Source organism: Pseudomonas sp. PA-1-3F, from assembly GCF_021609665.1.
Lineage (GTDB): Bacteria > Pseudomonadota > Gammaproteobacteria > Pseudomonadales > Pseudomonadaceae > Aquipseudomonas > Aquipseudomonas paracarnis.
In genome coordinates, this window is the sequence record NZ_WJZD01000031.1 from 50,406 (window position 1) to 77,257 (window position 26,852).

Annotated in this window: 28 protein-coding genes; 8 read left to right on the forward strand and 20 right to left on the reverse strand. The window is 60.1% G+C overall.

The genetic code is table 11. The annotated features are described in order from the left end of the window. Positions 1 to 41: 41 nt before the first annotated feature. Positions 42 to 812: a MetQ/NlpA family ABC transporter substrate-binding protein gene (locus tag GIV26_RS20995; protein WP_014716331.1), complete on the forward strand. Its 771-nt coding sequence runs from the start codon at positions 42 to 44 to the stop codon at positions 810 to 812. Positions 813 to 939: 127 nt separating this feature from the next. Here GIV26_RS20995 and GIV26_RS21000 read toward each other — a convergent pair whose 3' ends face one another. The 5 genes from GIV26_RS21000 to GIV26_RS21020 are packed head-to-tail and all read right to left on the reverse strand — an operon-like array spanning position 940 to position 4,863. After that, on the reverse strand, positions 940 to 1,575 hold the full coding sequence (locus tag GIV26_RS21000; protein WP_236282057.1) for an SCO family protein: 636 nt from the start codon (positions 1,573 to 1,575) through the stop codon (positions 940 to 942). Beyond that, the gene (cyoE, locus tag GIV26_RS21005; RefSeq protein ID WP_054920928.1) at positions 1,572 to 2,471 is read right to left on the reverse strand and encodes a heme o synthase; all 900 of its coding nucleotides are present in this window, start codon (positions 2,469 to 2,471) and stop codon (positions 1,572 to 1,574) included. Before cyoE ends, GIV26_RS21000 begins: the two co-directional genes overlap by 4 nt. After that, positions 2,459 to 3,538: a COX15/CtaA family protein gene (locus tag GIV26_RS21010; RefSeq protein ID WP_127880290.1), complete on the reverse strand. Its 1,080-nt coding sequence runs from the start codon at positions 3,536 to 3,538 to the stop codon at positions 2,459 to 2,461. Before GIV26_RS21010 ends, cyoE begins: the two co-directional genes overlap by 13 nt. A 10-nt stretch (positions 3,539 to 3,548) precedes the next feature. Further along, positions 3,549 to 4,133, reverse strand: a complete 585-nt coding sequence (locus GIV26_RS21015; RefSeq protein WP_236282059.1) for a hypothetical protein — start codon at positions 4,131 to 4,133, stop codon at positions 3,549 to 3,551. Next, positions 4,099 to 4,863: an SURF1 family protein gene (locus tag GIV26_RS21020; protein WP_236282061.1), complete on the reverse strand. Its 765-nt coding sequence runs from the start codon at positions 4,861 to 4,863 to the stop codon at positions 4,099 to 4,101. The genes GIV26_RS21015 and GIV26_RS21020 overlap by 35 nt, the downstream gene beginning before the upstream one ends. Positions 4,864 to 4,894: 31 nt before the next feature. Between GIV26_RS21020 and GIV26_RS21025 the strand changes: the two genes are divergently transcribed. Then, entirely contained in the window at positions 4,895 to 5,098 is a 204-nt protein-coding gene (locus tag GIV26_RS21025; protein WP_003187345.1) for a twin transmembrane helix small protein, read from the forward strand. Positions 5,099 to 5,104: 6 nt separating this feature from the next. Here GIV26_RS21025 and GIV26_RS21030 read toward each other — a convergent pair whose 3' ends face one another. The 4 genes from GIV26_RS21030 to coxB all read right to left on the reverse strand — a co-directional run bounded on the left by GIV26_RS21030 (position 5,105) and on the right by coxB (position 9,484). Beyond that, entirely contained in the window at positions 5,105 to 5,992 is an 888-nt protein-coding gene (locus GIV26_RS21030) for a cytochrome c oxidase subunit 3 (RefSeq protein WP_003187344.1), read from the reverse strand. 35 nt (positions 5,993 to 6,027) lie between these two features. Then, on the reverse strand, positions 6,028 to 6,579 hold the full coding sequence (locus GIV26_RS21035; protein ID WP_054920935.1) for a cytochrome c oxidase assembly protein: 552 nt from the start codon (positions 6,577 to 6,579) through the stop codon (positions 6,028 to 6,030). 135 nt (positions 6,580 to 6,714) lie between these two features. Next, positions 6,715 to 8,298, reverse strand: a complete 1,584-nt coding sequence (gene ctaD, locus GIV26_RS21040; protein WP_003187339.1) for a cytochrome c oxidase subunit I — start codon at positions 8,296 to 8,298, stop codon at positions 6,715 to 6,717. A gap of 58 nt (positions 8,299 to 8,356) precedes the next feature. Then, complete coding sequence (coxB, locus tag GIV26_RS21045; protein ID WP_032894328.1) at positions 8,357 to 9,484, reverse strand: cytochrome c oxidase subunit II; 1,128 nt, start codon at positions 9,482 to 9,484, stop codon at positions 8,357 to 8,359. A 369-nt stretch (positions 9,485 to 9,853) separates the two neighbouring features. On the opposite strand from coxB, the gene GIV26_RS21050 reads away from it, so the two are divergent. After that, positions 9,854 to 10,501 carry a hypothetical protein gene (locus tag GIV26_RS21050; protein ID WP_200583145.1) on the forward strand — a complete coding sequence of 216 codons (648 nt, stop codon included), beginning with the start codon at positions 9,854 to 9,856 and terminating at the stop codon, positions 10,499 to 10,501. A gap of 167 nt (positions 10,502 to 10,668) precedes the next feature. On the opposite strand, the gene GIV26_RS21055 is transcribed toward GIV26_RS21050, so the two are convergent. The 6 genes from GIV26_RS21055 to GIV26_RS21080 form a co-directional block, all read right to left on the reverse strand. Then, positions 10,669 to 12,210, reverse strand: a complete 1,542-nt coding sequence (locus GIV26_RS21055; RefSeq protein WP_034129222.1) for a SulP family inorganic anion transporter — start codon at positions 12,208 to 12,210, stop codon at positions 10,669 to 10,671. 85 nt (positions 12,211 to 12,295) lie between these two features. Beyond that, positions 12,296 to 13,027, reverse strand: coding sequence for a carbonic anhydrase (locus tag GIV26_RS21060; RefSeq protein WP_003187331.1), 732 nt, complete (start codon positions 13,025 to 13,027; stop codon positions 12,296 to 12,298). A 228-nt stretch (positions 13,028 to 13,255) separates the two neighbouring features. Further along, positions 13,256 to 14,314, reverse strand: coding sequence for a PA0069 family radical SAM protein (locus tag GIV26_RS21065; protein WP_236282063.1), 1,059 nt, complete (start codon positions 14,312 to 14,314; stop codon positions 13,256 to 13,258). A gap of 82 nt (positions 14,315 to 14,396) precedes the next feature. Then, positions 14,397 to 15,695, reverse strand: a complete 1,299-nt coding sequence (locus tag GIV26_RS21070; protein WP_236282065.1) for a cytochrome c — start codon at positions 15,693 to 15,695, stop codon at positions 14,397 to 14,399. A 12-nt stretch (positions 15,696 to 15,707) separates the two neighbouring features. Next, the gene (locus GIV26_RS21075) at positions 15,708 to 17,492 is read right to left on the reverse strand and encodes a GMC family oxidoreductase (RefSeq protein ID WP_032894333.1); all 1,785 of its coding nucleotides are present in this window, start codon (positions 17,490 to 17,492) and stop codon (positions 15,708 to 15,710) included. Between the two features lie 2 nt (positions 17,493 to 17,494). Beyond that, entirely contained in the window at positions 17,495 to 18,247 is a 753-nt protein-coding gene (locus GIV26_RS21080; RefSeq protein ID WP_072445699.1) for a gluconate 2-dehydrogenase subunit 3 family protein, read from the reverse strand. Between the two features lie 275 nt (positions 18,248 to 18,522). Between GIV26_RS21080 and GIV26_RS21085 the strand changes: the two genes are divergently transcribed. Continuing rightward, complete coding sequence (locus GIV26_RS21085) at positions 18,523 to 19,173, forward strand: dual specificity protein phosphatase family protein (RefSeq protein WP_197900082.1); 651 nt, start codon at positions 18,523 to 18,525, stop codon at positions 19,171 to 19,173. A gap of 108 nt (positions 19,174 to 19,281) precedes the next feature. Here the strand turns inward: GIV26_RS21085 and GIV26_RS21090 are convergent, their stop codons facing one another. Together GIV26_RS21090 and prlC are read right to left on the reverse strand one after the other, a co-directional pair. Further along, positions 19,282 to 19,557, reverse strand: coding sequence for a YheV family putative zinc ribbon protein (locus tag GIV26_RS21090; protein WP_020301415.1), 276 nt, complete (start codon positions 19,555 to 19,557; stop codon positions 19,282 to 19,284). Continuing rightward, complete coding sequence (gene prlC / locus GIV26_RS21095; protein ID WP_054897247.1) at positions 19,554 to 21,605, reverse strand: oligopeptidase A; 2,052 nt, start codon at positions 21,603 to 21,605, stop codon at positions 19,554 to 19,556. Before prlC ends, GIV26_RS21090 begins: the two co-directional genes overlap by 4 nt. Positions 21,606 to 21,706: 101 nt before the next feature. On the opposite strand from prlC, the gene GIV26_RS21100 reads away from it, so the two are divergent. Together GIV26_RS21100 and GIV26_RS21105 are read left to right on the forward strand one after the other, a co-directional pair. Then, positions 21,707 to 22,249 (forward strand): gamma carbonic anhydrase family protein, encoded by a 543-nt coding sequence (locus tag GIV26_RS21100; RefSeq protein WP_127880299.1) that lies wholly within the window; start codon positions 21,707 to 21,709, stop codon positions 22,247 to 22,249. Continuing rightward, positions 22,246 to 22,905: an HAD family hydrolase gene (locus tag GIV26_RS21105; protein ID WP_034129215.1), complete on the forward strand. Its 660-nt coding sequence runs from the start codon at positions 22,246 to 22,248 to the stop codon at positions 22,903 to 22,905. The genes GIV26_RS21100 and GIV26_RS21105 overlap by 4 nt, the downstream gene beginning before the upstream one ends. Before the next feature lie 95 nt (positions 22,906 to 23,000). Here GIV26_RS21105 and GIV26_RS21110 read toward each other — a convergent pair whose 3' ends face one another. Next, entirely contained in the window at positions 23,001 to 24,044 is a 1,044-nt protein-coding gene (locus tag GIV26_RS21110) for an aminopeptidase (RefSeq protein ID WP_236282067.1), read from the reverse strand. Between the two features lie 110 nt (positions 24,045 to 24,154). On the opposite strand from GIV26_RS21110, the gene GIV26_RS21115 reads away from it, so the two are divergent. After that, positions 24,155 to 24,577, forward strand: a complete 423-nt coding sequence (locus tag GIV26_RS21115; RefSeq protein WP_034134140.1) for a PA0061/PA0062 family lipoprotein — start codon at positions 24,155 to 24,157, stop codon at positions 24,575 to 24,577. A gap of 1 nt (position 24,578) precedes the next feature. Here the strand turns inward: GIV26_RS21115 and GIV26_RS21120 are convergent, their stop codons facing one another. Beyond that, on the reverse strand, positions 24,579 to 24,818 hold the full coding sequence (locus tag GIV26_RS21120) for a DUF1161 domain-containing protein (RefSeq protein ID WP_003187312.1): 240 nt from the start codon (positions 24,816 to 24,818) through the stop codon (positions 24,579 to 24,581). Positions 24,819 to 25,030: 212 nt separating this feature from the next. Beyond that, complete coding sequence (locus tag GIV26_RS21125) at positions 25,031 to 25,462, reverse strand: OsmC family protein (RefSeq protein WP_034129212.1); 432 nt, start codon at positions 25,460 to 25,462, stop codon at positions 25,031 to 25,033. Between the two features lie 217 nt (positions 25,463 to 25,679). Between GIV26_RS21125 and GIV26_RS21130 the strand changes: the two genes are divergently transcribed. Continuing rightward, positions 25,680 to 26,681 carry an LLM class flavin-dependent oxidoreductase gene (locus tag GIV26_RS21130; RefSeq protein WP_034129211.1) on the forward strand — a complete coding sequence of 334 codons (1,002 nt, stop codon included), beginning with the start codon at positions 25,680 to 25,682 and terminating at the stop codon, positions 26,679 to 26,681. Positions 26,682 to 26,852 lie beyond the last annotated feature (171 nt).

Consider the following 26,852-nt stretch of genomic DNA (forward strand, 5'->3'; position numbering starts at 1 on the left):
CGGCACATAGCCGGCAGATGCCCGAACAAGGAGCTTGCTGGATGAAAAAACTACTGGTTGCTTTCGCCGCCGTGGCTGCGTTTTCCGCCCACGCCGAGACCATTACGGTCGCTGCTTCGCCGGTGCCTCACGCCGAGATCCTCGAATTCGTGAAGCCTGCCCTGGCCAAAGAAGGCGTGGATCTGAAGGTCAAAGTCTTCACCGACTACGTGCAGCCGAACGTACAGGTGGCTGAAAAGCGCCTGGATGCCAACTTCTTCCAGCACCAGCCGTACCTGGATGAATTCAACAAGGCCAAAGGCACTCACTTGGTGAGCGTCGGCGCTGTGCACCTCGAACCTCTGGGCGCTTACTCCAGCAAGTACAAAAAACTGGCCGACCTGCCTGACGGCGCCAACGTGGTGATCCCGAACGACGCCACCAACGGCGGCCGTGCGCTGTTGCTGCTGGCCAAGAACGGCCTGATCACCCTGAAGGACCCGACCAACATCCTGTCGACCATCAAGGACATCACCGGCAACGATAAAAACCTGAAATTCCGCGAACTGGAAGCCGCCACCTTGCCGCGCGTGCTGACCCAGGTCGATCTGGCGCTGATCAACACCAACTACGCCCTGGAAGCCAAGCTGGACCCGTCCAAGGATGCCCTGGTGATCGAAGGCAACGACTCGCCTTACGTGAACATTCTGGTAACCCGCGAAGACAACAAGGATGCAGACGCGGTGAAGAAGCTGGTTGCAGCCTTGCACACGCCTGAAGTGAAGAAATTCATCGAAGAGAAGTACAAAGGCGCGATCAAGCCAGCGTTCTGATCTCTCCTGATCTGATCGTTCCCACTCCGCGTGGGAACGCCTCTTGTGACGCTCTGCGTCACGCTTGGGGACGCAGAGCGTCCCTAGCTGCATTCCCACGCAGAGCGTGGGAACGATCATCAGGTGCTCACTTGCGCTGAAGCAACCCCGGCAACTGCGCCACCAGCTTCTGGTTGTTCAATGGCGCACGAATAAACCCACGCTGAGTACCATCCGGGCCGATCAGTGCCAGGTTACCGCTGTGGTCGACTGTATAGTTCGGCTTGCTGGTATCCGCCGGAATGAAGGGAATGCTCACCGCATTCGATACCTTCTGCACATCCTCCACGTTAGCGCCAGTCAGGCCTTGGAACTGTGGGTCGAAGTAACCCAGGTACTGCTTGAGCTGCGCCGGGGTATCGCGGTGTGGATCGACGCTGACCAGGATCACCTGCAACTTGTCCACAGCCTCTTTGGGCAGCTCACTCTTGATCTGGCGAAGCTGGGCGAGGGTGGTCGGGCAGATATCCGGGCAGAAGGTGTAACCGAAAAACAGCAGGCTCCACTTGCCCTTCAACTCATTGACCACCACCGGCTGGCCTTCCTGGTCGGTCATGGTCACCGTTGGCAACTCGCGGCTTTGCGGCAGCAGAATGATGCCGGCGTCGATCAGCGCAGTGGGATCGCCCTGGCCTTTGCCCGAGAGCACTTTGTTGACGGTCAGGCCCATGATCAACGCCACCAGGGCCACGAGGATGAAGACGGTTTTTTGAGTTCGAGTCATAGGTTCAACAATAAGTAGTGGTCTACGAGCAGGGCGATAAACAGCAGCAGCAAGTACCAGATAGAGTACTTGAACGTGTTGATCGCCGCGTGCGGCTGGCTGCCACGGTACAACACCCAGGCCCATTGCAGAAAGCGCGCACCCAATACCAGCGCACAGCCCAGGTAGAGCAGCCCGCTCATGTGGATAACGTAGGGCATCAGGCTCACCGCCAGCAGGGCGAAGGTGTACAGCAGGATATGCACCTTGGTGTAGTGTTCGCCATGGGTGACCGGCAGCATCGGGATGTCGGCCTTGGCGTATTCCTCTTTGCGGTGAATGGCCAGGGCCCAGAAATGTGGCGGAGTCCAGGCGAAGATGATCAGCACCAGCAGCAAGGGTTCGGCACTCACATGCCCAGTAACAGCCACCCAACCCAACAGCGGCGGCGCCGCACCGGCCAGACCGCCGATGACGATATTCTGCGGCGTTGCTCGCTTGAGAAAGCCGGTATAGATCACCGCATAACCCAGCAGCGAAGCCAAGGTCAGCCAGGCCGCCAGCGGGTTGGTGTACGCGAGCAGCAGGGCTAATCCTGCAATAGCCAGGAACAACGCAAACGCTAACGCCGCCATCGGCGAGACACGCCCCTCAGCCATCGGCCGCTTGTGAGTGCGCGCCATCACGGCATCAATCCGTCGATCGACCACATGGTTCACCGCCGCCGCGCCGCCGGCACACAGGGCAATGCCGAGGTTGCCGAACACCAGCACTGTCCAGGGCACCCCGGCGCGGGTGGCAAGGAACATGCCCACCAGCGAAGTAATCAGCATCAGCACCACTACTTTGGGCTTGGTCAGCTCCAAATAGTCACGCCAGATCGCCCGGTCGCGACGTGCGCCGATCACGGTCGCCATGGCAGCTCTCCTTTAAGGGTGATAAGGCCCGACACCTGTTTGCGCGGGATAAAACGCCAGCCGAACAGGCGCGGGTGACGCACCCGAACCAGGCTGGTGCGCGCGTGATAATTGACCAGCACCAGCGTCAACAACAACGCTGCCCCGCCAGCGTTGTGCGCGACCGCCACCGGCAGCGGCAGGCCGAACGCCACATTGCTCACCCCCAGGCAGATCTGCGCGGCCAGAGCGATCAACAGCAGGCCGGCCAGGCGCGTCATCCCCACTGCTCGCAGTTGCCAGGCCAAACCGAGCAGCACCAGCGTGACCAGCACAGCGCCGATGCGATGCGTCAGGTGGATGGCGGTGCGCGCTTCGCTGTCGAGTTGCCCGCCCAGGTAATTGGGGCCGATGTGCTGGGTCAGGTGAAAGCCATTGGCAAAGTCCGCCGTCGGCCACCACTGACCATGGCAGGTAGGCAAATCGACACAGGCCACCGCCGCGTAGTTGGAACTGACCCAGCCGCCTAGGGCGATCTGCCCGATCACCAGCACCAGGCCCGCCGTCGCCCAATATTGCAGGCGCTTGGGCACGACCAGCGCCGGTAGTACGCCGGACAGCCGCAGGGTCAGCAGAAACAGCAGGCTCAAGGTCGCAAAGCCGCCCAAAAGGTGCCCTGTGACCACTTGCGGCCAGAGCTTCAAGGTCACGGTCCACATGCCAAACGCCGCTTGGGCGAACACCACCGCCAGCAGGAACAGCGGCAGCTTCACGGGCTGGCCCGGATCACGTCGATGACGCCACGAACGCGCCGCCAGCAGCGCGATCAACAGGCCCAGGCTGCCCGCGAAGTAGCGATGGGTCATCTCGGCCCAGCCTTTGTCGGCCTCCACCGGCGTGTCGGGAAAGTGCAACTCGGCATGGGCCAGTTGGGCTTCGCTTTGCGGCACGCTGATAAAGCCATAGCAGCCCGGCCAGTCCGGGCAGCCGAGACCGGCGTGAGTCAGGCGGGTATAGGCGCCGAGCAGCACGACAAACAACGCCAGAAGCGTGGCAAACAGCGCGAGGCGAAATCCAGGCTTGGCCATGAGGGTGCCCTTATCCGATGTTCGACAGTTTCAGCAGCAAGCGCAGGTCGTTGAGCAAGTCCTTGCCCTTGACCTTGGCGTCGTAGCGCAGCACCAGATTGCCGTGGGGGTCGACGATCCACAGTTGCGCCTCGCCGGGCGCAGCAGCGTTCCTGGTAAAGGTCGACACATCCAGCGGGTAGCGCTGCAGCTGTGGATATTCGGCCTTGAGCTTGGCCTCGTATTCGCTGCTCAACGGTTGCGCGCCGGCCAGGGCATGGCTGGCACGGGATGCATCCCGGCCAAGGCTGATCTGCAGCTGGCGCGCCAGGTACACCAGTTGCTGGCAATCAGCGGCACAGGCGGCGGGGGCGGTGACCAGCAGTTGCCAGCGCTGTTCATCGGCCTGCACGCCAATGTCGGCGCGGGTCTGGCCGTTGCCGATCAGTTCGCCGTGATAGCTGCGGCTGTCCGGCACCCAGAACTGCAATTTGTACATGAAGGTGGCCAGCGCCATCGGGCCGATCACCATCATCAAGATCAAAATCAGCTGCCAGCGCCCCTTGCGCCGATCAGGCGTGTCAGATGTGCTGGGTGGATTCATGGCCGCTCCCATGGGGCTTCTCCTTTTTGTTATGCCATCCGAGGTAGAGGTAAAGCGCCAGCAACGCCATGGCCATGGCGAACCATTGCACAGCGTAGGCCAGGTGTTTTTCCGGGCCCATGGCGACGACGGGCCAGGTGGTTTCGTAGGTACCGGGGCCCGCTTCGGCACGCAGCTCATAGTCAAAACCGCTGCGCCCCAGTTCGTCCCACAGCGCGGCGGGGTGCAGTGCGGTAAGCAGGCGCGGCCATTGCGTGCTGGCCGGGTCGGCATGCAGTTGGAAGGTCTCGCCGGGGGCGACGTACACCCAGGCGTCGAGGTTCAGCGTCTGTTCAGGAGTAGTAAAGGCGGGCGCGATACGCCGGTCCGGCCAGGGCAGCCAGCCGCGATTGAGCAACAGCCACAGGCCGCTGGCCTGGTCATGAAAGGGTTGCAGCAACTCGACACCCGCCTTGCCGTCACGCATGCGGTTATCCAGCAATACGCTGTGTTCACCATCCAGTTGCCCGCGAAGGTGAACACGACGGAAGGCTGGATCAGCCATGTCATTGAGCTGCGCACTGCTGACCGGCTCGGCGGCGCGGCGCTCGGCATAACGGTCTACCAACCGTTGCTTTTCGTGCCCGCGGGACAATTGCCAAAACCCCAGGCCCACCATCAATGGCAGCAACACCAGTACCACCAGCGTCGGCGCGATGCCCGGACGAAAGCGTTGCATGGCACTGGCTATACTCGATCTCATCGCCCCTCCCCAATTAGCCCGGAGCCAGACCATGCTCAAAGCCGCCATTGCCCTGATGCTGATCGCGACCGTCGTGAGCCTGTTCAGTGGCTTGTTCTTCCTGGTCAAGGACGAGGGCAACTCCAACCGCCTCGTCACTGCCTTGACCGTGCGTGTCACGCTGGCCGTGATCACCGTGGGCTTGATCGCCTGGGGCTTTTTCAGCGGCCAATTGGTCTCTCATGCGCCGTGGTAAGCGGCGTCACAGCACATAGACAAAGAAAAACAGCCCGATCCACACCACGTCCACAAAGTGCCAATACCAACTGGCCGCCTCGAAACCGAACTGGTGCTCGGCATTGAAATGCCCGCGCAGGATGCGCATCAGCATCACAAACAGAATGATGGTGCCGATGGTCACGTGGGCGCCGTGAAAGCCCGTGAGCATGAAGAACGTCGCGCCGTACACGCCTGAACCCAGGGTTAGGCCCAACTCTTTGTAGGCGTGGATGTATTCCTCGGCCTGGAATCCAAGAAACGCCAAGCCCAGCAGCACGGTGATCGCCAGCCAGAGTTTCAGTGCACCACGATGGCCTTTGCGCAGGGCATGGTGGGCAATGGTGATGGTCACGCTGGAACTCACCAGCAGGATGGTATTGACCAATGGCAGGCCCCAGGGGCTGATGGTGCCTTTGGGCGCAGGGTAGAGCTTGGGGTCGGGGTTGTTCAGCAGGGGCCAGGCAAACTCGAAGTTCGGCCACAGCATGTGCGCAATGCCCTTGGGCCCCTCGCCCGCCAACCAAGGCCCAGCCCAGACGCGCACGTAGAACAGCGCACCAAAAAAGGCGATGAAGAACATCACCTCCGAAAAGATGAACCAGGTCATGCCCCAGCGGAACGAGCGGTCCATCTGGGCGCTGTACAGCCCAGCACGACTTTCCTTGATCACCGCGCCAAACCAGCCAAACAGCATGTAGGCCAGCAGCAAACCGCCGACGAAAAAGATCCACGGCCCGTGAGATTCAGGGCGCGCGGCCTTCAAGTCGTTGAACCACACGGCCAGGCCATACACGGTGACCAGCAGGCCAATCGTGGCAATTATTGGCCATTTGCTTTGCGCTGGTACGTAGTACGTATCATGAGTCGACATGTATTCGCTCTCCTGATTGAGGGGGCAAACAGTAGCTAGCCCCCGGTCCTGACGGCCACGGGCGGCTGGCGTGCAGTGATATCGAACAGCGTGTACGCCAGGGTCAAATGCTTCACATCCGTGGGCATCGCTCGGTCGACGATGAAACGTACGGGCATCTCAATGCGCTCACCGGGCTGCAACACTTGCTGGGTGAAGCAAAAGCATTCGGTCTTGTGGAAGTACATCGCCGCTTCGGCCGGGGAAATACTGGGTATCGCCTGGGCGGTCATCGGCTTATCAGTGGGGTTGTAGGCCACGAACAGCATCTCGTTGACTGCTCCGGGGTTGACCACAATCTCATCGGCCTTGGAGTGAAATTCCCAGACCATGTCGATGGCGTTGGTGGACAGAAACTGCACCCGCACTTGGCGCGAGGGGTCAACCATTTGCTCACCCTCGTACTGCCCGGCGGTCTTGCCGTTGATGCCGAACGCCTTGCACATCACGTCGTAGATCGGCACGAGGGCGAAGCCGAAGGCGAACATTGCCAGCACCAGGATCAGCAGGCGGGTGACCAGGCGCTTGAGCGGTACGGAGTCAGCCATGGCGCCCACCTGGCTTTGGACTTTCTGTGGGAGCTGGCTTGCCTGCGATGAGGGCCTGAGGGCTGGTAGATTCAGTGCCTGACCTACCGCCATCGCGGGCAAGCCCGCTCCCACAGGGGGAGTATAGGGAGGGCTTCATTTGACCTCCGGCGGCGTGGTGAAGGTGTGATACGGCGCCGGCGAGGGCACGCTCCACTCCAGGCCTTCGGCGCCATCCCACGGTTTGGCCGGCGCAGGCGGGCCGCCACGGATGCACTTGATGACAATGAACAGGAAGAAGATCTGCGTGGCGCCGAACATGAAGGCACCAATGGACGAGACCATATTGAAGTCAGCGAACTGCAGGTTGTAGTCCGGCACTCGGCGCGGCATACCGGCCAGCCCCACAAAGTGCATGGGGAAGAACGCCATGTTCATGCCCACGAAAGACAACCAGAAGTGCAGCTTGCCCAAGGTTTCGTCGTACATGTGGCCGGTCCATTTAGGCAGCCAGTAGTAGGCCGAAGCGAAGATCCCGAAGATCGCGCCGGGCACCAGTACGTAATGGAAATGCGCCACCACAAAGTAGGTGTCGTGGTACTGGAAGTCCGCCGGGGCAATCGCCAGCATCAGCCCGGAGAAGCCGCCGATGGTGAACAGGATCACAAAGGCCACCGCAAACAACATCGGCGTCTCGAACGTCAGTGAGCCTTGCCACATGGTGCTGACCCAGTTGAACACCTTCACGCCCGTAGGCACGGCGATCAGCAAGGTGGCGTACATGAAGAACAGCTCACCCACCAGCGGAATGCCCACCACAAACATGTGGTGCGCCCACACGATGAACGACAGGAACGCGATGCTCGCGGTGGCGTAGACCATCGAGGTGTAGCCGAACAGCGGCTTGCGCGAGAAGGTGGGGATGATCGAGCTGACCGCGCCAAAGGCCGGCAGGATCATGATGTACACCTCGGGATGCCCGAAGAACCAGAACACATGCTGGAACAGCACGGGATCGCCACCACCGGCCGCGCTGAAGAAGCTGGTGCCGAAGTGGATATCCATCAGCATCATGGTCACGCAGCCCGCCAGTACCGGCATCACCGCGATCAGCAGGAACGCGGTGATCAGCCAGGTCCACACGAACAGCGGCATTTTCATCAGGGTCATGCCCGGCGCACGCAGGTTAAGGATGGTGGCGACCACGTTGATCGCGCCCATGATCGAACTGATGCCCATCAGGTGGATGGCAAAGATAAAGAACGTCACGCTTTCCGGGGCATAGGTGGTCGAGAGCGGGGCGTAGAAGGTCCAACCGAAATTCGGCCCGCCGCCGGGCGTGAACAAGGTGGACACCAGCAGCAGGAACGCCGCCGGCAGCAGCCAGAAGCTGAAATTGTTCATGCGCGGCAGGGCCATGTCCGGCGCGCCGATCATCAACGGGATCATCCAATTGGCCAGGCCGACAAACGCCGGCATCACCGCGCCGAATACCATGATCAGGCCGTGCATGGTGGTCATCTGGTTGAAGAACGCCGGCTGCACGATCTGCAGGCCCGGCTGGAACAACTCGGCGCGGATCACCATGGCGAACGAGCCGCCGAGCAGGAACATGGTGAAGGCGAACCACAGGTACATGGTGCCGATGTCTTTGTGGTTGGTGGTCAGCACCCAGCGCATCAGGCCCTTGGCGGGGCCGTGTGCGTGGTCGGCATGACCATGGTCGATCACGGTGCTCATGGCCGTTCTCCTGCAAGCGAGTGAGCGGGACGATTCAGGGCATTGGCAATGAAAGTCGTCATTTGCTTTCCGCCTGTTTCAGAGCCAGCACGTCTTTGGGCGTGACCATGTCGCCTTTGTTATTGCCCCAGGCGTTACGCTCATAGGTCACCACAGCGGCGATATCCACTTCCGAGAGCTGCTTGCCGAAAGCTGCCATCGCGGTGCCGGGCTTGCCGTGATACACGATGCTCAGATGGTCTTTGGCCGGCCCGGTGGCGATTTTCGAACCCTTGAGCGCCGGGAACATCGGTGGCAAGCCTTGGCCCTCAGCCTGGTGACAGGCCACGCAAGTGGTGTGATAGACCTTGTCGCCACGCGCCACCAGTTCGTCCAGCGTCCACTCCTTGGAGGTCAACTCCTTGAGCTTGGCGGCCTCCTCCTTGCGCTCGCCCAGCCAGGTGTCGTAGTCGGCCTTGGACTTGACCTCCACCACGATGGGCATGAAGCCATGGTCCTTGCCACACAGTTCGGCGCACTGACCACGGTAGATGCCGGGCTTCTCGACGCGGGTCCAGGCTTCGTTGACGAAGCCAGGGATAGCATCGCGCTTGACCGCAAAGGCCGGCACCCACCAGGAGTGGATCACATCGGCGGCGGTAACGAGAAAGCGCACCTTGGCGCCCACCGGCAATACCAGCGGCTGGTCGACTTCCAACAGGTAGTGCTCGCCCTTGGTGGCCTGGTTATGGATCTGCTCGGCGGGTGTGGCCAGGTTGCTGAAGAACTCCACATCCTGGCCCAGGTATTTGTAGTGCCACTTCCACTGATAGCCGGTGACCTGGATATCGATATCCGACTCACTGCTGTCGTAGATGTTGATCAGGGTCTTGGTGGCCGGAATGGCCATGGCCACCAGGATCAGCAAGGGCACCACGGTCCAGAGGATTTCCACGGTGGTACTTTCGTGGAACTTCGCCGCTACCTGGCCCGTAGACCGGCGGTGCAGGATCATCGACCAGAACATCGCGCCAAACACGACGATGCCGATCACCACACAGATCCAGAAAATGGTCATGTGCAGGTCAAACACAGCGTGGCTGACTTCAGTAGCCCCTGGCGCCATATTCGTAGTCCAGGCGGCGTGCGCCTGGCCGAATACCGACCACAACAGGAGGCCCATCCAAACGTGTGGATGTCGCGTCATTGCGGGTTCCCCTTTATGTTTCTTGTTATCCCGCCGGTTTGCACCTGCGGCGAAGGGAGCGGCTTCCATACTGCTTACAACCGCCAAGCCTTGCCTGCGTCATGCAGTTGGGCGTCATCAGCTAATTGCGTACAAAACCGAGTATAGACAGCCGTAGCAACCCCGCAATGTGTGGGGGCAAATCAATAGAAACAGACAGACGGAGCCCGTAAAATGGGCGGCGGAATCGTTTATCCGACGAACGATGGCATTTCGATATAACCCGTGCCTATAACCATGAAATAATTATGACAAATGCGTCTTAGGCGCTCGTATAAACGAACTACCTTATCTTCTCCCTTTTCCTACGCCTGCTTCACTGGAGCCCTCATGAACACCGCCGCATTGCGCGAGCAGATTTCCCGTGCCCATCAACACGAAGCCAGCACTGGCCAGCTCGTCAGCCAGCTGAAAAAACAAGTGCCGAACCTGCATTCGTCCATCGCCTTGGCTGACGGTGATCGCAACATGGTCATGACCCGTTTTGTGACCGCTTACATCGATCTGGTTCCTGACTTGCTCGACGCCGCCAATGACGTGGCCCGTGAGGCCGGGATTGAAAGCCAGATCAAACCGGTACTGAAAATCGCTGAACATTTTTTCCTGCAGCCACCAGCGATTCTGGCCGGACACGACGGCCTTGATGGCCTGCTGGATGAGGCCTACCTGGCGCATCGCCTGGTCGAAGAAGTGAACGATCTGTATATCAAGCATTTTGGCCAGCCGCTGATTCCAGCGGATACCACCGTGGCCAACGTGATCGCCCATCAACTGATCGGTGAAGACTTCGCCAACCAATTGGATGAAGCCGTGCACCTGGCGGTGGATGAGATGCTTAACGAGGAAAGCTTTGCGCTGGAATCGGTCGAGGCCTATCGCGAACAGCTCAAGAGCCCGCAGACCGAAGCGTCCTGGAAGCGCTGGCCATGCCTGTCGCGCCAGCTTGGGGTTGAGCTGTCGCTGGATCAGCCGGCATAAATCGCAGATCCAACAGGGGAGCTGGACAAGCTTTTTGTAGGAGCGAGCTTGCTCGCGAAAAACTCACAGACGCCGCGTTTATTCAGCAAGCACGCGTTATCGTTAGCGTTTCTCGCGAGCAAGCTCGCTCCTACAAAGAACAGTGACACCCACAGTTTGGGGGGTGTTCAGGCAGGCGCTGAGCCAATCCCAACTGTCGTTCTCACCCGACCTTCCAGCCGACGCTTCAACCCACGCGCCTCGATCACCAACGTCGAGCCCTTGGCCGCATTGGCACGGCCCCATTCTTCCAGCAACTCCAGGCAAGAGTGGTCGATGTAACTCAAGTTGCTCAACGGCACATGCAGGGTGGTCCCCGCAGGTACCGCCGACAACACTTGAGTCAACGCCGGCACCTTCAGAAAGGTCGCCGCCCCCGTCAAACGCAGCTCCATCTCACCTTCCTGGGGCAGGTCGATCAGGCTGACTTTCAGGCGCGACGCCTTGAACGCCAGCTTCACCAATGTAAGCCCAAACCCCACCAGCACACCGGTCAGCAAATCGGTGAAGATGATTGCCAGTGCCGTGGCCGCATAGGTGAACATCGGCATCCGCCCATAGCGGCCTAGCGCCTTGAACGCCTTGATGTCTACCAACTTGATGCCGGTGTACACCAGCACACCCGCCAGGCTCGCGACCGGAATGCTCTGCAGCACGCTCGACAGCAAGAGCACGAAACCCAGCAGCCATAGGCCATGGAACATCGCCGACAGACGCGTGGTTGCCCCGGCCTGGACGTTAGCCGAGCTGCGCACGATCACGCCGGTCATTGGCAAAGCGCCAACCAGACCGCAGAGCATGTTGCCCACCCCTTGGGCCGACAATTCCTTATCGAAATCCGAACGTTGACCACTGTGCATGCGGTCCACCGCTGCGGCAGACAGCAGGGTTTCGGCACTGGCAATAAACGCCACGGCGAATGCCGCGATCAGCAACTGTGGATCCGCCAGGTTCAGCAAGTCGCTGGGGCGCAGCCAGTCGATAGCGTCCGCAAGGTTTTCCGGGACCTCCACGCGCTTGACCTGCAACGCCAGCACCAGGCTGGCAACAGTCGCCAGGCCCACGCCAAGCAACGCGCCAGGCACAAACCGCAGTTGTTGCGGGCGGAATTTGTCCCACAGGTACATCACCAACATCGTCGACAAACCAAGTACGCCAGCCTGCCAGCCGAGCCCGCCGCCGAAGGTAGGAATTGCTGCAGCCAGCGCTGCCGGGAATCCTGCGAGGTTATCCAGCCCTGACGGCTTTGGCGCGCCGTCGAGCATCACATGAACCTGCGACAGCACGATCAACACGCCAATCCCGGCCAACATGCCGTAGACCACCGCCGGCGCGGTGACGCGAAACCAGCAGCCCAGGCGCAAACGCCCGGCAACCAATTGCAGGAAACCGGCCAGCAACAGGATCGGCCCCAGCATCAGCATGCCGTGCTGGCGCACCAGCTCGAACACCAGCACCGCCAGACCCGCCGCCGGGCCGCTGACTTGCAGCGGCGAGCCGGCCAACCAGCCCACCACCAGGCCGCCGATGATGCCAGTGATCAGGCCCTTGGCCGGCGGCATGCCGGACGCAATCGCGATGCCCATGCACAGTGGCAAGGCGACCAGAAAAACAACCACCGAGGCGAGCAGCTCCCGTGGCAATACAGCTTTCAATTGAGCAGCACGCATGATGACTCTCCCGAGGCATTCGCCGGGCGCGGTAAAGCCTGGCTGCATCCATGGCAGCCACCGCATTACCCGGCAGGGAAGTGTTTTAGAAGCGCGCTTTAGGCGTCGCTGAAGGGATCGGCTCGGTGCCGTTCAGCGGTCGGAACGCCGCTTTGTCCGCATCGTAGGCCCGAATTTCGCTGGTCTCGATGTTGTAGATCCAACCATGGATAAACAAATGACCATTGGCCATGCGCGAAGCCACGGAAGGGTGGGTACGCAAATGTTGCAGTTGGGCGATGACGTTTTCTTCGGTCAGCACCGCCATGCTCTCGCCTTCGTTGGCGCAGTCGCAGTTGTCATGGACCATGGTCTTGGCTACCTCGGCGTGACGCAACCAGGCCTTGACCGTCGGCATCTTTTCCAGACTGTCGGGGTTGAGCACGGCACGCATGGCGCCGCAGTCCGAATGCCCGCACACGATGATGTGCTGTACGCCAAGGGCGAGCACAGCGTATTCGATAGCCGTGGAAACACCGCCGTTCATCTGGCCGTAGGGCGGCACCACGTTACCGACGTTACGGGTCACGAACAGGTCGCCTGGGGAGCTCTGGGTGATCAGCTCGGGCACGATGCGCGAGTCGGCGCAGGTGATGAACATCGCCCGTGGGCTCTGGGCGGTGGCGAGTTTCTTGAAGAGTTCTTCCTGCTGGGGGAAGACGTCGTGATGGAAATGCAAAAAGCCGTCAACGATATGCTGCAGCGCTGCATCGGCGGATTCCGCCACCTGAGGGGCTGAAGCCGACGCAGCCAACGGCTGTTTATCCTTGTCACTCATGATTCATCCTCTTGATCAATGCAGGGGAGGGTTCAGGTCAGTTCGACGCCATGGCGGTGAAATAGTTGTAAAACAAGCACCGGCCAGGCCGCCAACTCATCAGTCACTCGCTGAACAAGGTAACCGTCGAAACTTAACTCAAACTGAATGAACCGCTCTAGAACGCGGGTTTCAGTGATGTCAAAACGCGACTATTCCTACAGCAAAGGTGCACGTCTCTCCCTCAGTCTACAACAAAGCCATCTGCCTGCCCGGTGGGCAAAACGCCGTGCAATCAAGGTTGAACCCTTCCCGCCGATTCAGCCCCAGACGCTTGATCGCCTTGCTGAAACGCTGCGCCAGCAAATCGGCAAACGGCCCTTCACCGCGCATACGCACGCCAAACCGGCTGTCATACACCTCACCCCCGCGTACTTGACGCACCAGGCTCATCACATGGGTTGCTCGCTGGGGGTAATGGGCCGCCAGCCACTCCTCGAACAACGGCGCCACCTCCAACGGCAGGCGCAGCATCATATACGCCGCGCTTTGTGCGCCGGCCGCGCGAGCTTCGGTAAGCAGGCTCTCCAGCTCGCTGTCGTTGATCATCGGGATCATTGGCGAACAAAGCACGCCCACCGGGATGCCTGCGTCACGCATTACCCGAATCGCCCGCAGCCGTGCCTTGGGGGCCGCCGTGCGCGGTTCCAGGATGCGCTTGAGCTCGTCGTCCAGGCTGGTGAGGCTGATCATCACCGCCACCAGCCGCTGGCGGGCCAACTCGGTCAGCAGGTCGAGGTCGCGCAGGATCAGCGAGCCCTTGGTGATGATCGTCACTGGGTGGCGGTAGCGCAGCAGTACTTCAAGGGTTTGCCGGGTGATCCGGTATTCGCGCTCGATTGGCTGGTACGGATCGGTATTGGAGCCCAGGTTGATCGGCGCACACACGTAGCCCGGCTTGGACAGCTGCTGTTCCAGCACATCGGCCGCATTGCTCTTGGCAATCAATCTGGTTTCAAAGTCCAGCCCGGGCGACATGTCCCAATAGGCATGGCTGGGCCGCGCATAGCAGTAGATGCAACCATGTTCACAACCACGATACGGGTTGATCGACCGATCAAACGGCAAGTCCGGCGAGTTGTTGCGGGTGATGATGGTCTTGGCCGTTTCGATACGCACTTCGGTGCCTTGGGTCGGCGGCACTTCCTGATACCAACCGTCGTCCTCGGCCACGCTGACGGTGGGTGCAAAGCGATTATGCAGATTGGTGGCCGTACCCCGGCCACGGGGCGGCAGCGCAGTAGACATGAAAACGCCTCGATACTGTTTTTATATACAGTATCGAGGCGCGAGGTTTCTGACCAGTGCCGTTGGGCGGCCAGCGAACTTATCAGTGCTTTTGCGTCACCTGCCCCAGGTCATCGCCCGAGGTGGTGTGCAGATCGTTTTTGCGCAGGTCCGCCACATCGCTCGCCTTGACCGGCGCGCCCTGGTTGCCCCAGCTGCCACGGATAAAACTGACCACATCCGCCACTTCCTGGTCCGACAGACGCCAGGCGAACGCTGGCATAGTGAAGGTTGATGGCGCCGCATGGGTGGCCGGCAAGGTGCCGCCGTTCAACACAATGTTGATCAACGACGTGGCATCTGCCGTCTGCAACACCGGGTTGCCCGCCAGCGCCGGGAATACCCGCGTATAGCCATGGCCGTCGGTACGGTGGCAGGCCGCGCAGTTGTCGATATACACCGAGGCGCCCGGCTTGCTGTCATCACCTTTCCAGAGCGCTTGCGCTACCTGCTTGTCGTATTGGTGCGGCTGGTCCTTCGGATCGACTGCCGGCAGGCTCTTGAGGTATCGCGCGATAGCGGTCAGGTCATCTTCCGACATGTACTGCATGCTATGGACGACAACATCGCTCATACCGCCGAACACCGCACCGCGGTCACTGCGGCCGGTCTTGAGAAACTGCACCAGTTGCTCTTCGCTCCAGCTGCCGAGGCCGTCCTTGTGGTCGCCGCGCAGGCTTTTGGCAATCCAGCCTTCCAACGGCGCACTGCCAGAGAGGAAGGCGCTGCCGTCCGTGGCACTCAGGGCTTTTTCCTGCATGGTCAGGGCACGCGGCGTATGGCAGGCGCCGCAATGTCCGAGACCTTCCACCAGGTAGGCACCGCGATCGATCACCGGGTCGGCAGCGGCTTGCGGCTGCTGCGCCTCGACTGCCGGGGCAAACATCCAGCGCCAGGCCGCCAACGGCCAACGCATGCTCAAGGGCCAGGGAATATCGCTGTCCTTGTTTTCCTGGGCAACCGGTTCGACCCCCTTCATAAAGTACGCATACAGCGCTTGCATATCGCTGTCGCTGACACGTGCATAAGACGGGTAGGGCATCGCCGGGTAAAGCGTACTACCGTTCTTGGCGACACCATGGCGCACGGCCTTGTCGAAATCCTCGAAGCTGTAGTCGCCCAGGCCGGTCTTGTCCGGGGTGATGTTGGTGGAGTAGATCACGCCAATAGGCGTTTCCATTGGCAGGCCTCCAGCGAAGGGCTTGCCACCCTTGGCGGTATGGCAGGCAACACAGTCGCCGGCGCGCGCCAGGTATTCACCCTGCTTGATCAGATCGGTTTCGGCGGCGCTGATCGAGCAGCTGCTGAACAGCGCCAGGGAGGCGATAACGAGTGCTTTCATGGTCATCGCTCCTTATGCCTGAACCAGCGGGCCGGGGTTTTTGAGGTACTGCTCGCGAATCGCGCGAGCCGACCAATAGGTCAACGCTGCCACCAGGCCGGTAGGGTTGTAGCCCAAGCCTTGTGGGAAAGCGGAAGCACCAGGGACAAAGACGTTGTGTACATCCCAGCTCTGCAAGTAGCGGTTCAACGCACTGGTTTTCGGGTCGGTGCCCATGATCGCGCCACCGTTGAGGTGGGTGGTCTGGTAAGAGGCGGTATTGAAATGCTCACCAACCTTTTTACCCAGCACGGCGATGGCCTTGGGGTTCATGGCCTGGGCCACTTTGCCCATTTTTTCCATCATGAAGCGGTTCATCTTGATATCGTTTTCTTGCCAGTCGAAGGTCATGCGCAGCAGCGGCAGGCCGTAGGCATCGCGGTAAACCGGGTCCAGATCCAGGTAGTTGCTCCGGTAGGACTGATGGGCACCGTGGGAATCCATTGAGACTTGATGGGTGTAGTAATCGGCGGTGGCGCGCTTCCAGGCACTGCCCCACGCCGGCGTGCCCGGCGGGTTGGACGTACCGGCAATCGGCCGGCTGCCCGCCTGGTTGACCCACATCGGCGACCCCCCCACAAAGCCATGGGGGCCATGGTCAAAGTTGTCGGCGTTGAAGTCGTCGATGGCCACGCCATTGCCGCCCGCGCCGATAAAGTTGTTGGTGTGGGTGTCCTTGTCGAAGAACGCCTTGATGGTGCCCATGTTCTGGTAGGCGAAGTTGCGGCCTACCACACCCTCGTTGGTAATCGGGTCGTAGGGCTTGCCGATGCCCGACAGCAGCATCAGGCGCACGTTATGGAACTGGAATGCGCCAAGAATCACCAGGTCGGCCGGTTGTTCACATTCGCGGCCCTGGGCGTCGATGTAGGTCACGCCGGTGGCTTTCTTCTTGGTGCTGTCGAGGTTGACCTTGAGCACGTGGGAATTGGGCCGCAGCTCGAAGTTGGGCACCTGGCGCAAGGCCGGCAGGATGTTCACGTTCGGCGAAGCCTTGGAGTACATGTAGCACACGTAGCCACTGCAAAACCCGCAGAAGTTGCACGGGCCCATCTGCGCACCGTAGGGGTTGGTGTACGGCCCCGACGTATTGGCCGAAGGCAGGTTGTAAGGTTTGTAACCTACGTCGGTCGCCGCTTTCTGAAACAGCTGGGCGGAGACAGTATTTTTCTGCGCCTCCAGCGGGAACGGGTTGGAGCGATCCGGCGCGTAGGGGTTGCCGCCACGGCCTTCACCGACCAGTTGGCCCTTGACCGTCCAGGCTTGCCCGGAGGTGCCAAAGACTTTTTCCGCATAGTCGAAAAACGGCTCCAGCTCTTCGTAGCTGACGCCGAAGTCCTGGATGGTCATGTCCTTGGGAATGAAGTTCTTCCCGTAGCGCTCTTCGTAATGGCTGCGCATGCGCAGCTCAATTGGATCAACGCGAAAATGCACGCCCGACCAGTGCAGCCCCGCACCACCAACGCCATTGCCCGGCAAGAACGCGCCCAACTGACGATTGGGCAGGGCGACGTCATTCACGCTGTGGCGAATGGTCACCGTTTCTTTGGAGATGTCCTGGAACAGCTTCTTACGCACGCTGTAGGTCAATTCGTCGATGACCTGGGGATAGTTGCCGTCTGGATAAGTGTCCTGCATCGGGCCGCGCTCCAGCGCTACCACGTTGAGGCCCGCTTCTGTCAGCTCTTTGGCCATGATCGCGCCCGTCCAGCCGAAGCCCACAATCACTGCATCCACTTTCTTCATGATGGTCGCCACGTTTACGCCCTCTCGCCGCGAATGGAAACAGCCGGGAAGGGGTATTGCTCGTTGCGTTCCACCCAATCCATGAAATCGGCGCGGGCGCCGGGAAAGCCGATCATGGTCCAGCCGACCATGCCTTTATTACCGCCGTGAATAGGGTCGCAGAAGAAGCCTTCCTTGGTGTTTTGCAGCAAAAGGTTGAAGAACATCTTGGGCGGCACCGCGTCGAAGTGCGCAGCGACTTCACTGCCGCCAGCCTCCAGGCGTCGCAGCATATCGTCTCGGGTAGCGCTGTCTTGCGCAGCAAAAGCCTTACCGTTGAACGCTTTCGACCACGCATCCGTAGCAGCAATGCCGAGGCGATAGATCTCCTTGGGTACCAATTTACTTTGCCAGCCCATCTCCGGCGCCGCATCAGCGTTGAACGGGCCTTGCATGAACCACAGGGCGCCACTGGCGTAAGGGGTGTTCATCTGGCGGTCGATGTATTCCGGCGCGCCAGCTTCCAAGGCACCTGGGCCTTGGGCGTCAGCGGGAATCAAGCGCTCGACGGCGGCGTTGATAAACGCCCATTCCTCGGCCGTGAAATAACTTGGCTCGTAGGCTTTGTCGCTGACCGCGGGTTTGGCCGGCTCGGCCTGGGCCGGTTCCGGCGTGGCCATCAACATCGAACCGCCAAGGCCGCTGCTGGCAACCGTGACCACCGGGATCAAGGTCAAGGATTTGCGTAAAAAGTCACGCCGGGGGTTGTCTTGATCTTGATCAGACATAGGTACACCTCATCATGTGGTCACGGGTTTATCCGCCGCTTCTGGGAGCAGCGTGAAGGCTTTGCCGCTGATTGGATCCAAGCAGACACAGCACAATGGCAAACATTAGTTACAAATGATAGCAGGCTAAGAATTCAGAGGCGTCGATTCGGTGACAAAAACACCGGATCAGATCGCAGGCATCACGATTCTTTGACACGGACCTCACGCCGTATTGACCCGCTTTGAGTGAATCTGCGGCCCATCAGCCACTTCCTAGCTCGGTCACAACGTTCATGTTCAACACACGCTTACTCCTCGTTCTCGGCCTGGCGCTCACGAGCCTGTTCAGCACCGTACAAGCCGATGAGGCTGCGTCGATCCGCTCGCCGGAGTGGGCCCAGCCGGTGGGTAACCAATACAACCTGCACCAGATGACACCCACGCTCTATCGCAGCGCATTGCCGGATGGACATGCGCTGCCGTTATTGCAAAAACTCAAGATCGTTACGGTCATCAACTTCTTGCCAGAATCTGATACGCAGTGGCTCCAGTCCTCTGATATCAAACAGGTGCAGTTGAGCTATCGAACCAACCACGTCGACGATGCCGACGTGCTGGCGGCAATCAGAGCGATTCAGGCAGCAGAGGCCGATGGCCCGGTGTTGATGCATTGCAAGCACGGCGCCGACCGCACCGGCCTGATGGCAGCGATGTATCGGGTGGTGGTTCAAGGGTGGAGCAAGGAGGACGCGCTGAACGAAATGACCTTGGGCGGCTTTGGCAGCAGCAATGGTTTCAAGGATGGCGTTCGCTACATGATGAAAGCCGATGTCGACAAGTTGCGCACAGCTTTGGCGAATGGGGATTGCAGCACCAGCGCCTTTGCGTTGTGCTCAATGAAAGGCTGGATCAGCACAACGGGTAAGGAAGAAAAAAAATGGTAGGAGCGAGCTTGCTCGCGAAGAACGTTAACGATAACGCGCGTTTTCCTGGATAAACGCCGCGCTGTTGAGTTCTTCGCGAGCAAGCTCGCTCCTACAGTGAGTGCCGGCTTAGTCTTTTTTCAGCTTCGGGTTCGGGAAGAACTGCACTGCCTGCACCTTAGGATCGGCCGGCGCTTTCAACGCGGTGGTATTGACCCTAGTGCCCAATTCCTTGGGCACCGACAGGCCTTGATCATTCAGCGTATCGGTATACCCGCAGGCCACGCATTCGCGGTGCGGCACGCTGTCTTCGGTCCACATCTTCAACTTGTCCGGCTCGCTGCACGCCGGGCAGACCGCCCCGGCGATAAATTGCTTTTTGGTAATCACAGGCCCTTCACTCATGCTGCCGCGTCCTCACTCAAGCCGCTGTGGCGCAAGAGTGCGTCAATCGACGGCGCGCGTCCGCGGAAATCGACGAACAGCACCATCGGCGCCTGGGAGCCGCCACGGGCAAGGATGGCTTCACGGAAGGCACGCCCGGTCTGGGCGTTGAGCACGCCGTCTTCCTCAAACTTGGAGAACGCGTCCGCCGACAGCACTTCCGCCCATTTGTAGCTGTAGTAACCCGCCGCATAACCGCCGGCGAAGATGTGCGCGAAGCTGTTGGGGAAGCGGTTGTAGGCCGGTGGGCGCATGACCGAGACTTCATCGCGCACGCCTTCAAGTACCTGGGCCACGCTGCGACCATCGCCATGGGTGGCGTGCAGTTCAAAGTCGAACAGCGAGAACTCCAGCTGACGCACCATCATCAGGCCGGACTGGAAGTTTTTCGCCGCGAGCATTTTTTCCAGCAGGTCCTGGGGCAGGGGCTCGCCGGTTTCGTAGTGGCCGGAGATCAGCGCCAGGCCTTCAGGCTCCCAGCACCAGTTCTCCATGAATTGGCTCGGCAGTTCCACCGCGTCCCACGCCACACCGTTGATACCGGATACGCCGGCGTGCTCCACGCGGGTGAGCAGGTGATGCAGGCCGTGGCCGAATTCGTGGAACAGGGTGGTGACTTCATCGTGGGTCAGCAGGGCAGGCTTGCCACTGTCGGCCGGGGTGAAGTTGCACACCAGGTTGGCCACGGGGCTTTGCAGCACGCCATCAAGTGTACGGCGGCGGTCACGGGCACCGTCCATCCAGGCACCGCCACGCTTGTTGGCGCGGGCATACAGGTCGAAGAAGAAGCGTCCGACGTGCTCGCCGTTCTCCTTGATCTCGAACAAGCGCACATCCGGGTGCCAGGTGTCGAAGCCTTTAAGCTCAGCGATCTCGATGCCGTACAGGCGCTGCACAATGGCAAACAGGCCGCCCAGCACTTTGTCGATGGGGAAGTAGGCGCGCAGCGCTTCCTGGGACACGCTGTAGCGCTGCTCACGCAGTTTTTCGCCGTAGAAACCGCTGTCCCAGCTCTGCAAATCGGCGCAGCCTTGCTCGGCGGCGTAGGCCTTGAGTTGCTGCAGGTCCTGGGCGGCGAACGGCTTGCTGCGCTTGGCCAGGTCGCGCAGGAAGCTCAGCACCTGGTCGCTGGATTCGGCCATCTTGGTGGCCAGGCTCAACTCGGAGAACGACGCATAACCCAACAATTGGGCCAGTTCCTGACGCAGGTCGAGGATCTGCTCCATCACCGGGCCGTTATCGTTCTGACCGGCATTCGGGCCCTGGTCCGACGCACGGGTGCAGTAGGCGGCATAAACCTCTTCACGCAGGGCGCGGTCCTGGGCGTAGGTCATGACGGCGTAGTAGCTGGGGAATTCCAACGTGATCAGCCAGCCGTCGAGGCCCTTGGCCTGGGCGGCGGCAGCCATTTGCGCCTTGGCCGAATCGGTCAGGCCGGCAAGTGTCGCCTCATCAGTGACGTGCTTGGTCCAGGCCTGGGTGGCGTCCAGCAACTGGTTGGAGAATTTGCTGCCCAACTCGGACAGCTTGCTCTGCACCTCGGCGTAGCGTTTTTGCTGCTCCGGCGGCAAATCAATACCAGACAGGCGGAAGTCACGCAGGGAGTGTTCCAGAATGGTTTTTTGCGCCACATCGAAACCGGCAGCTTCCGGGCTGTTGGCCAGGGCTTCGAAGGCCTGGAACAGCTCACGGTTCTGGCCCATTTCGGTGGAGTAGGCGCTCAATGCCGGCAGGCACGCCTCGTAGGCTTCGCGCAGTTCGGCGCTATTGCACACGGCATTGAGGTGGCTGACCGGGCTCCAGGCCGCGCCAAGGCGATCATTGAGTTCATCCATGGCCAGGACCAGGCCTGCCCACGTCGGATTTTTACCCTGGCTTTGCAGGATCTCTGCGATTGCCACGCGGTTGTCGGCGAGGATCTGTTCGATGGCCGGCTGCACGTGCTCGGCACGGATCGCCGAGAACGGCGGCAGGTCGTAGGACTGCAAAAGAGGGTTGTTCGCGCTCACGGTGGGCACCTTGGCTGAAGAAACATGTAGAACAAAGATGGGGCCATCTTAATTACAATCAACACCCACCGCAGCTATCAGCAGAAGAGAGAGAGGCTATCGTGACCCTTCGCACCTATCAGAACCACACGCCAACCCTCGGCGCCGGGGCGTTTGTCGATATTTCGGCGGTGGTGATCGGCGATGTCGAAATCGGCACTGACAGCTCGGTTTGGCCGCTGACAGTGATCCGCGGCGACATGCATCGCATCCGCATCGGTGCGCGCACCAGCGTGCAAGACGGCTGCGTGCTGCACATTACCCATGCGGGGCCGTTCAATCCGCAGGGTTACCCGTTGCTGATCGGCGACGATGTGACCATCGCCCACAAAGTCATGCTGCATGGCTGCACCGTGGGTAACCGCATCCTGATCGGCATGGGCAGTATCGTGATGGATGGCGCCGTGGTCGAAGACGACGTGATCATCGGCGCCGGCAGCCTGGTGCCGCCAGGCAAGAAACTCGACAGTGGTTTTTTGTATGTGGGCAGCCCGGTCAAACAGGTTCGCGCATTGACTGACAAAGAACGCGCCTTTTTCACCTACAGCGCTGCGAACTACGTGAAGCTCAAAGACCTGCACCTGGCTGAAGGATTCGATCAATGACCCTGCATCACCCCACCGTCCTGTTCGACCTGGACGGCACCCTCACCGACCCACGCGAGGGCATTACCCGTTCGATCCAGTACGCCTTGGCCAAACTGGGCATTGATGAGCCCGACCTGACCAAACTCGAACACTTCATCGGCCCGCCCTTGCTGCAGGCGTTCATGCAGTTTTACGCCTTCGACGAGGCCAAGGCATGGGAGGCGGTGAATTTCTACCGTGAGCGCTTCAAGGTCACCGGCCTGTACGAAAACCGCGTGTTCGACGGCGTCATGCCGTTATTGGAAGAGTTGAACAGCCAAGGGCGTCAGCTGTACGTAGCCACCTCCAAACCGTGGGAATTTGCCCGCGAGATTGCGCGGCATTTCGACTTTGCCAAGTACTTCAAGGTGATCTACGGCAGCGAACTGGACGGCACGCGTACCAACAAGGTCGAGTTGATCGCGCATTTGATGCGTGAGGAACGGCTGGACCCGGCCACCACCTTGATGATCGGTGATCGCAAGCATGACCTGATCGGCGCACGCAGTAATGGGCTGGATTCGGCCGCCGTGGGGTATGGGTTTGGTAGTTTTGAAGAGCTGAGTGCCGAGGCACCGACCTGGCATTTCGAGACGTTGGACCAGATGCATCAGGCGTTTTTGCAGCGTCCTTGAGACCGCTTTCGCAGGCAAGCCAGCTCCCACAGTTGACCGCATGCTCATGTTGAAAATCGGTCAACTGTGGGAGCTGGCTTGCCTGCGAAGAGGCCCTAACGGCCAACCTTCTCCAACTGCCTCAACGCCGCTTTACGCTGCTCCACCGGCAACCCACCCAACCGCTCCACCGCCGCATAAAACCTAACCCAATCCCCGCCTTCCCGCGCGAACAACGCCGCAAACGCCGGCACCCATTGGTCATACAACCCAAACGGCAAAAGCCGCGCGTTATTCATCGGCTGGTTAATCCAGGCGTCATAACGCTTGTCACCACCCCATTGGCTATCACGCAGGTGCCGATATTCACTACGCAACTGCTCGAATTGCGCCGCTTTGGCACGGCGCATCGCGTCCGCTGCCAACGGCTGCGCGTACAACGCCTCCAGGCGTCTACGGGTATCGAGAATCAGCCGGATAAATTGATCGCGTTGCTTCAACGCCGCATCGCCGACAGGCGCCAGGCCCCGCGCCGCACGCCATTGGCGCGTGCCCTCCTGCTCGACAAAACTGGCATAGGACTCGTTGAACTCGGTGTCATTCTTCACGTAGAAGCGCTGGTGGGCCAGCTCATGGAAAATCAGCGTGGCAAGGCGCTCATCGCCCCAGCTCATCATCGAGCTCATAATCGGGTCGTTGAACCAGCCCAGGGTGGAGTAGGCCTCCACGCCGCCGATCGACACATCCATGCCCTGTTGCCGCAACAGCGCCGCCTCGCCCCGGGCCGCACCTTGGTTGTAGTAGCCGCGATAGGCGACGCAACCGGCGATGGGAAAGCAATGGTTCTGGGGTGACAGAGAAAATTCCTGCGTGGCGAAGACATTCCAGACCACATAGGGTCGGCCAATATCGGCATAAAGCCGGTAACTTTGATTGTCCGGCAGATGCAGGTGTTCACTGGCAAAGGTTCGAGCTTTCTGCGATTGAGCCAGATGCTCACGCAGCAGTGGCGGGCGAGCAGGGTCGGCGATGACTTCGGCAACCGGCTCCCGGGCCCGCAACAGGTGCCACTGGCCACTCGCCAACTGGCTGTAATAACTGACACTGGAGCAGCCGCTGAGCAGCAAAACCATCAGTCCTGGAAGAAAACGCCTGATCATGCACTGACTGCTCCTGGGTGATGGGTTCGCCAGACTATCGCGCTTGCCGGGGATTTTTCCACGGCGTGGCGTGTTTATACTCAAGCCTCTTCTCGTGTTGAGTACCTGCCATGCGCCAGCTCTTGCTTCCCGTCGCCGCTGTATTCCTCAGCGCTTGCGCCTCGACCCCCATCCCCCCCGTGGACCCGCAGCAGGCCTGGGTCGATTTCACCACGCCCACCCCGGGTTCCAAGTTGGTAATGGCTCAGCGCCTGGACGGGAAAAACCTCGACGACGGGCGCTTTTTTCAAATGCCTCCCGGCCCTCACGAGCTGATGGTGCGCTTTGACTTTGAAGTGCCCGCTGGCGGCGGCCTGGGTGGCCTCAGCCAGATGATGTATCGCACCTGCTTCATGACGCTGCAGTACGACCACTTTCAGGCCGGCCAGCGCTATGTGCTGGAAGGGCGCTCACTGGCGTTCACGCCCAACATCCGGCTGTACGACTCAACCCGCCAACTATTGGCCGAAGAGCGCAGCGTGAACTGCATCTGAGTCAGTCGTTGTTCTTTTGATAGATGATGCGCTTGGTGCCGTTTTCGCATGAGCCGACAATCATGGCTTCGTCATGGTTCTTGGCTTCTTCGGCGGTGATGATTTCCAGGGTGTAGGACGGAATCGCCTTGGCCTGGATCTTCACTTCGATTTCTTTCCTGAGCTCTTCACAATCTTTTGGCGCGGCCACGGCCGAAGTGGCCAATACACCGCAGATGATTGCCAAGGCAAAACGTTTCATGTGTGGAGCTCCCTGAATGCGCTGCGCACGAGTGTGCGCCTAGGCTGCATGGGCTATTCGACCACATTTTACAAACACGAGTTCTGATTTTACGCAGGACTAAAAATGTGGGAGCGGGCTCGCTCGCGAATACGGAGTATCAGTCACCGAAGATATCGGCTGATCCACCGCATTCGCGAGCAAGCCCGCTCCCACATAAGATGCCTGCTGTGTCAGTTGACCAGCGTGGCATCCAAGGTGATGGTTGCATTCAGTACCTTGGAGACCGGGCACCCTTCCTTGGCTTTTTTGCTCAGTTCATCGAACTGTGCCTGGCTCGCGCCTGGGATTTTGGCTTTCAGGATCAGATGCACTGCTGTAATCGCAAAGCCGCCCTCGACCTGGTCCAGAGTCACTTCGGCCTGGGTGTCGATGCTTTCAGCCTTGAGCCCGGCGTCGCCGAGAATCATGGAAAACGCCATGGAGAAACAGCCGGCGTGAGCCGCGCCGATCAATTCTTCAGGGTTGGTACCCTTGCCGCCCTCGAAGCGGGCCTTGAAGCCGTAGGGCGCTTCGCGCAGCACGCCGGTTTCGGTGGAAATGGAGCCCAGGCCAGTCTTCAGGTCGCCTTCCCAATGCGCGGATGCCTTTTTAACGATACTCATAGCTTTCTCCTCGAACGGTGGTTTTGCGTCGGTAAGGGTTCTGAGGATAGACGTCAAAACAAAGTTCATTCGTAAGAGAAACCTAGCAATCTAGTAGGAAATTTCAGAGCTACCTATTGAATCTCGGGTATATGCCCTCATTGCATAGAGCATGCACATGAAGCGGCAGGTTTTGGTTCGTCTAGAAAGCCTGCGCCCCCATTGGAGAAGCAGGCTTATGAAATCGCTGTCCGACGTAAAGTTCTCGACCCTCGACCTGGTGCCCGTACGCGCCAACGGCAGCCCGGCGCAGTCGCTGCGCAATTCCCTGGACCTGGCCCAGCATGTGGAGAAGTTCGGCTACCACCGTTTCTGGGTAGCTGAGCACCACAATATGGACGGCATCGCCAGTTCGGCCACCTCGGTACTGCTCGGTTACCTGGCAGGCGGCACCTCGACCATTCGCGTGGGGTCTGGCGGGGTGATGTTGCCAAACCACGCGCCACTGGTGATCGCCGAGCAGTTCGGTACGCTGGAAAGCCTCTACCCCGGTCGTATTGACCTGGGCCTGGGGCGCGCGCCCGGTTCCGACCAGATGACCGCCCGCGCCCTGCGCCGTGAACGCTCCGGCAGTGCCGATGACTTCCCCGAAGATGTGGCCGAGCTGATGGCCTACCTCGGCCCGCGTACCCCCGACCAACGGGTTATCGCGGTACCGGGCACCGGCACCAATGTGCCGGTGTGGCTGCTGGGTTCAAGCCTGTTCAGCGCACAATTGGCCGGTGAGCGTGGCTTGCCTTACGCCTTCGCCTCCCATTTCGCACCGCGCTTGATGCATGAGGCAATTCGCGTGTATCGCAATCACTTCAAGCCTTCAGCCGTACTGGACAAGCCCTACGTGATGCTCGGCATTCCGCTGGTGGCGGCCGACACCGATGAGCAGGCCGATTACCTGGCCACCTCGGTGTACCAGCGCATCCTCGCTTTGATGCGCGGCCAGAGCCTGGTGCAGCGCCCTCCAGTAAAAACCATGGACGGCCTGTGGTTGCCCCATGAAAAAGATGCGGTCGGTAGCTTCCTCGGCTTGGCCATGGTGGGCAGCCCGGCGAAGATTCGCGGCAAGTTGGAGGTGTTGATCGAGCAGACCGGTGCTGATGAGCTGATTTTTACCAGTGACCTGTATGAGCACGCCGACCGGATTCATTCCTACGAGCTGCTTGCACAAGTAATGAAGGGCTGAATGGTCAAACGATATACCTGTGGCGAGGGAGCTTGCTCCCGCTGGAGTGCGCAGCGCTCCCATTTTTTTTTGGGCGCGCCCGACCCCCGCGGGGGGAAGCGCCCCCCCCACAGGGGCGTTGGTTTTTAATCACGAGGGTTATCGCGCCTGTAGGCAACTTTCTTTGTGGCC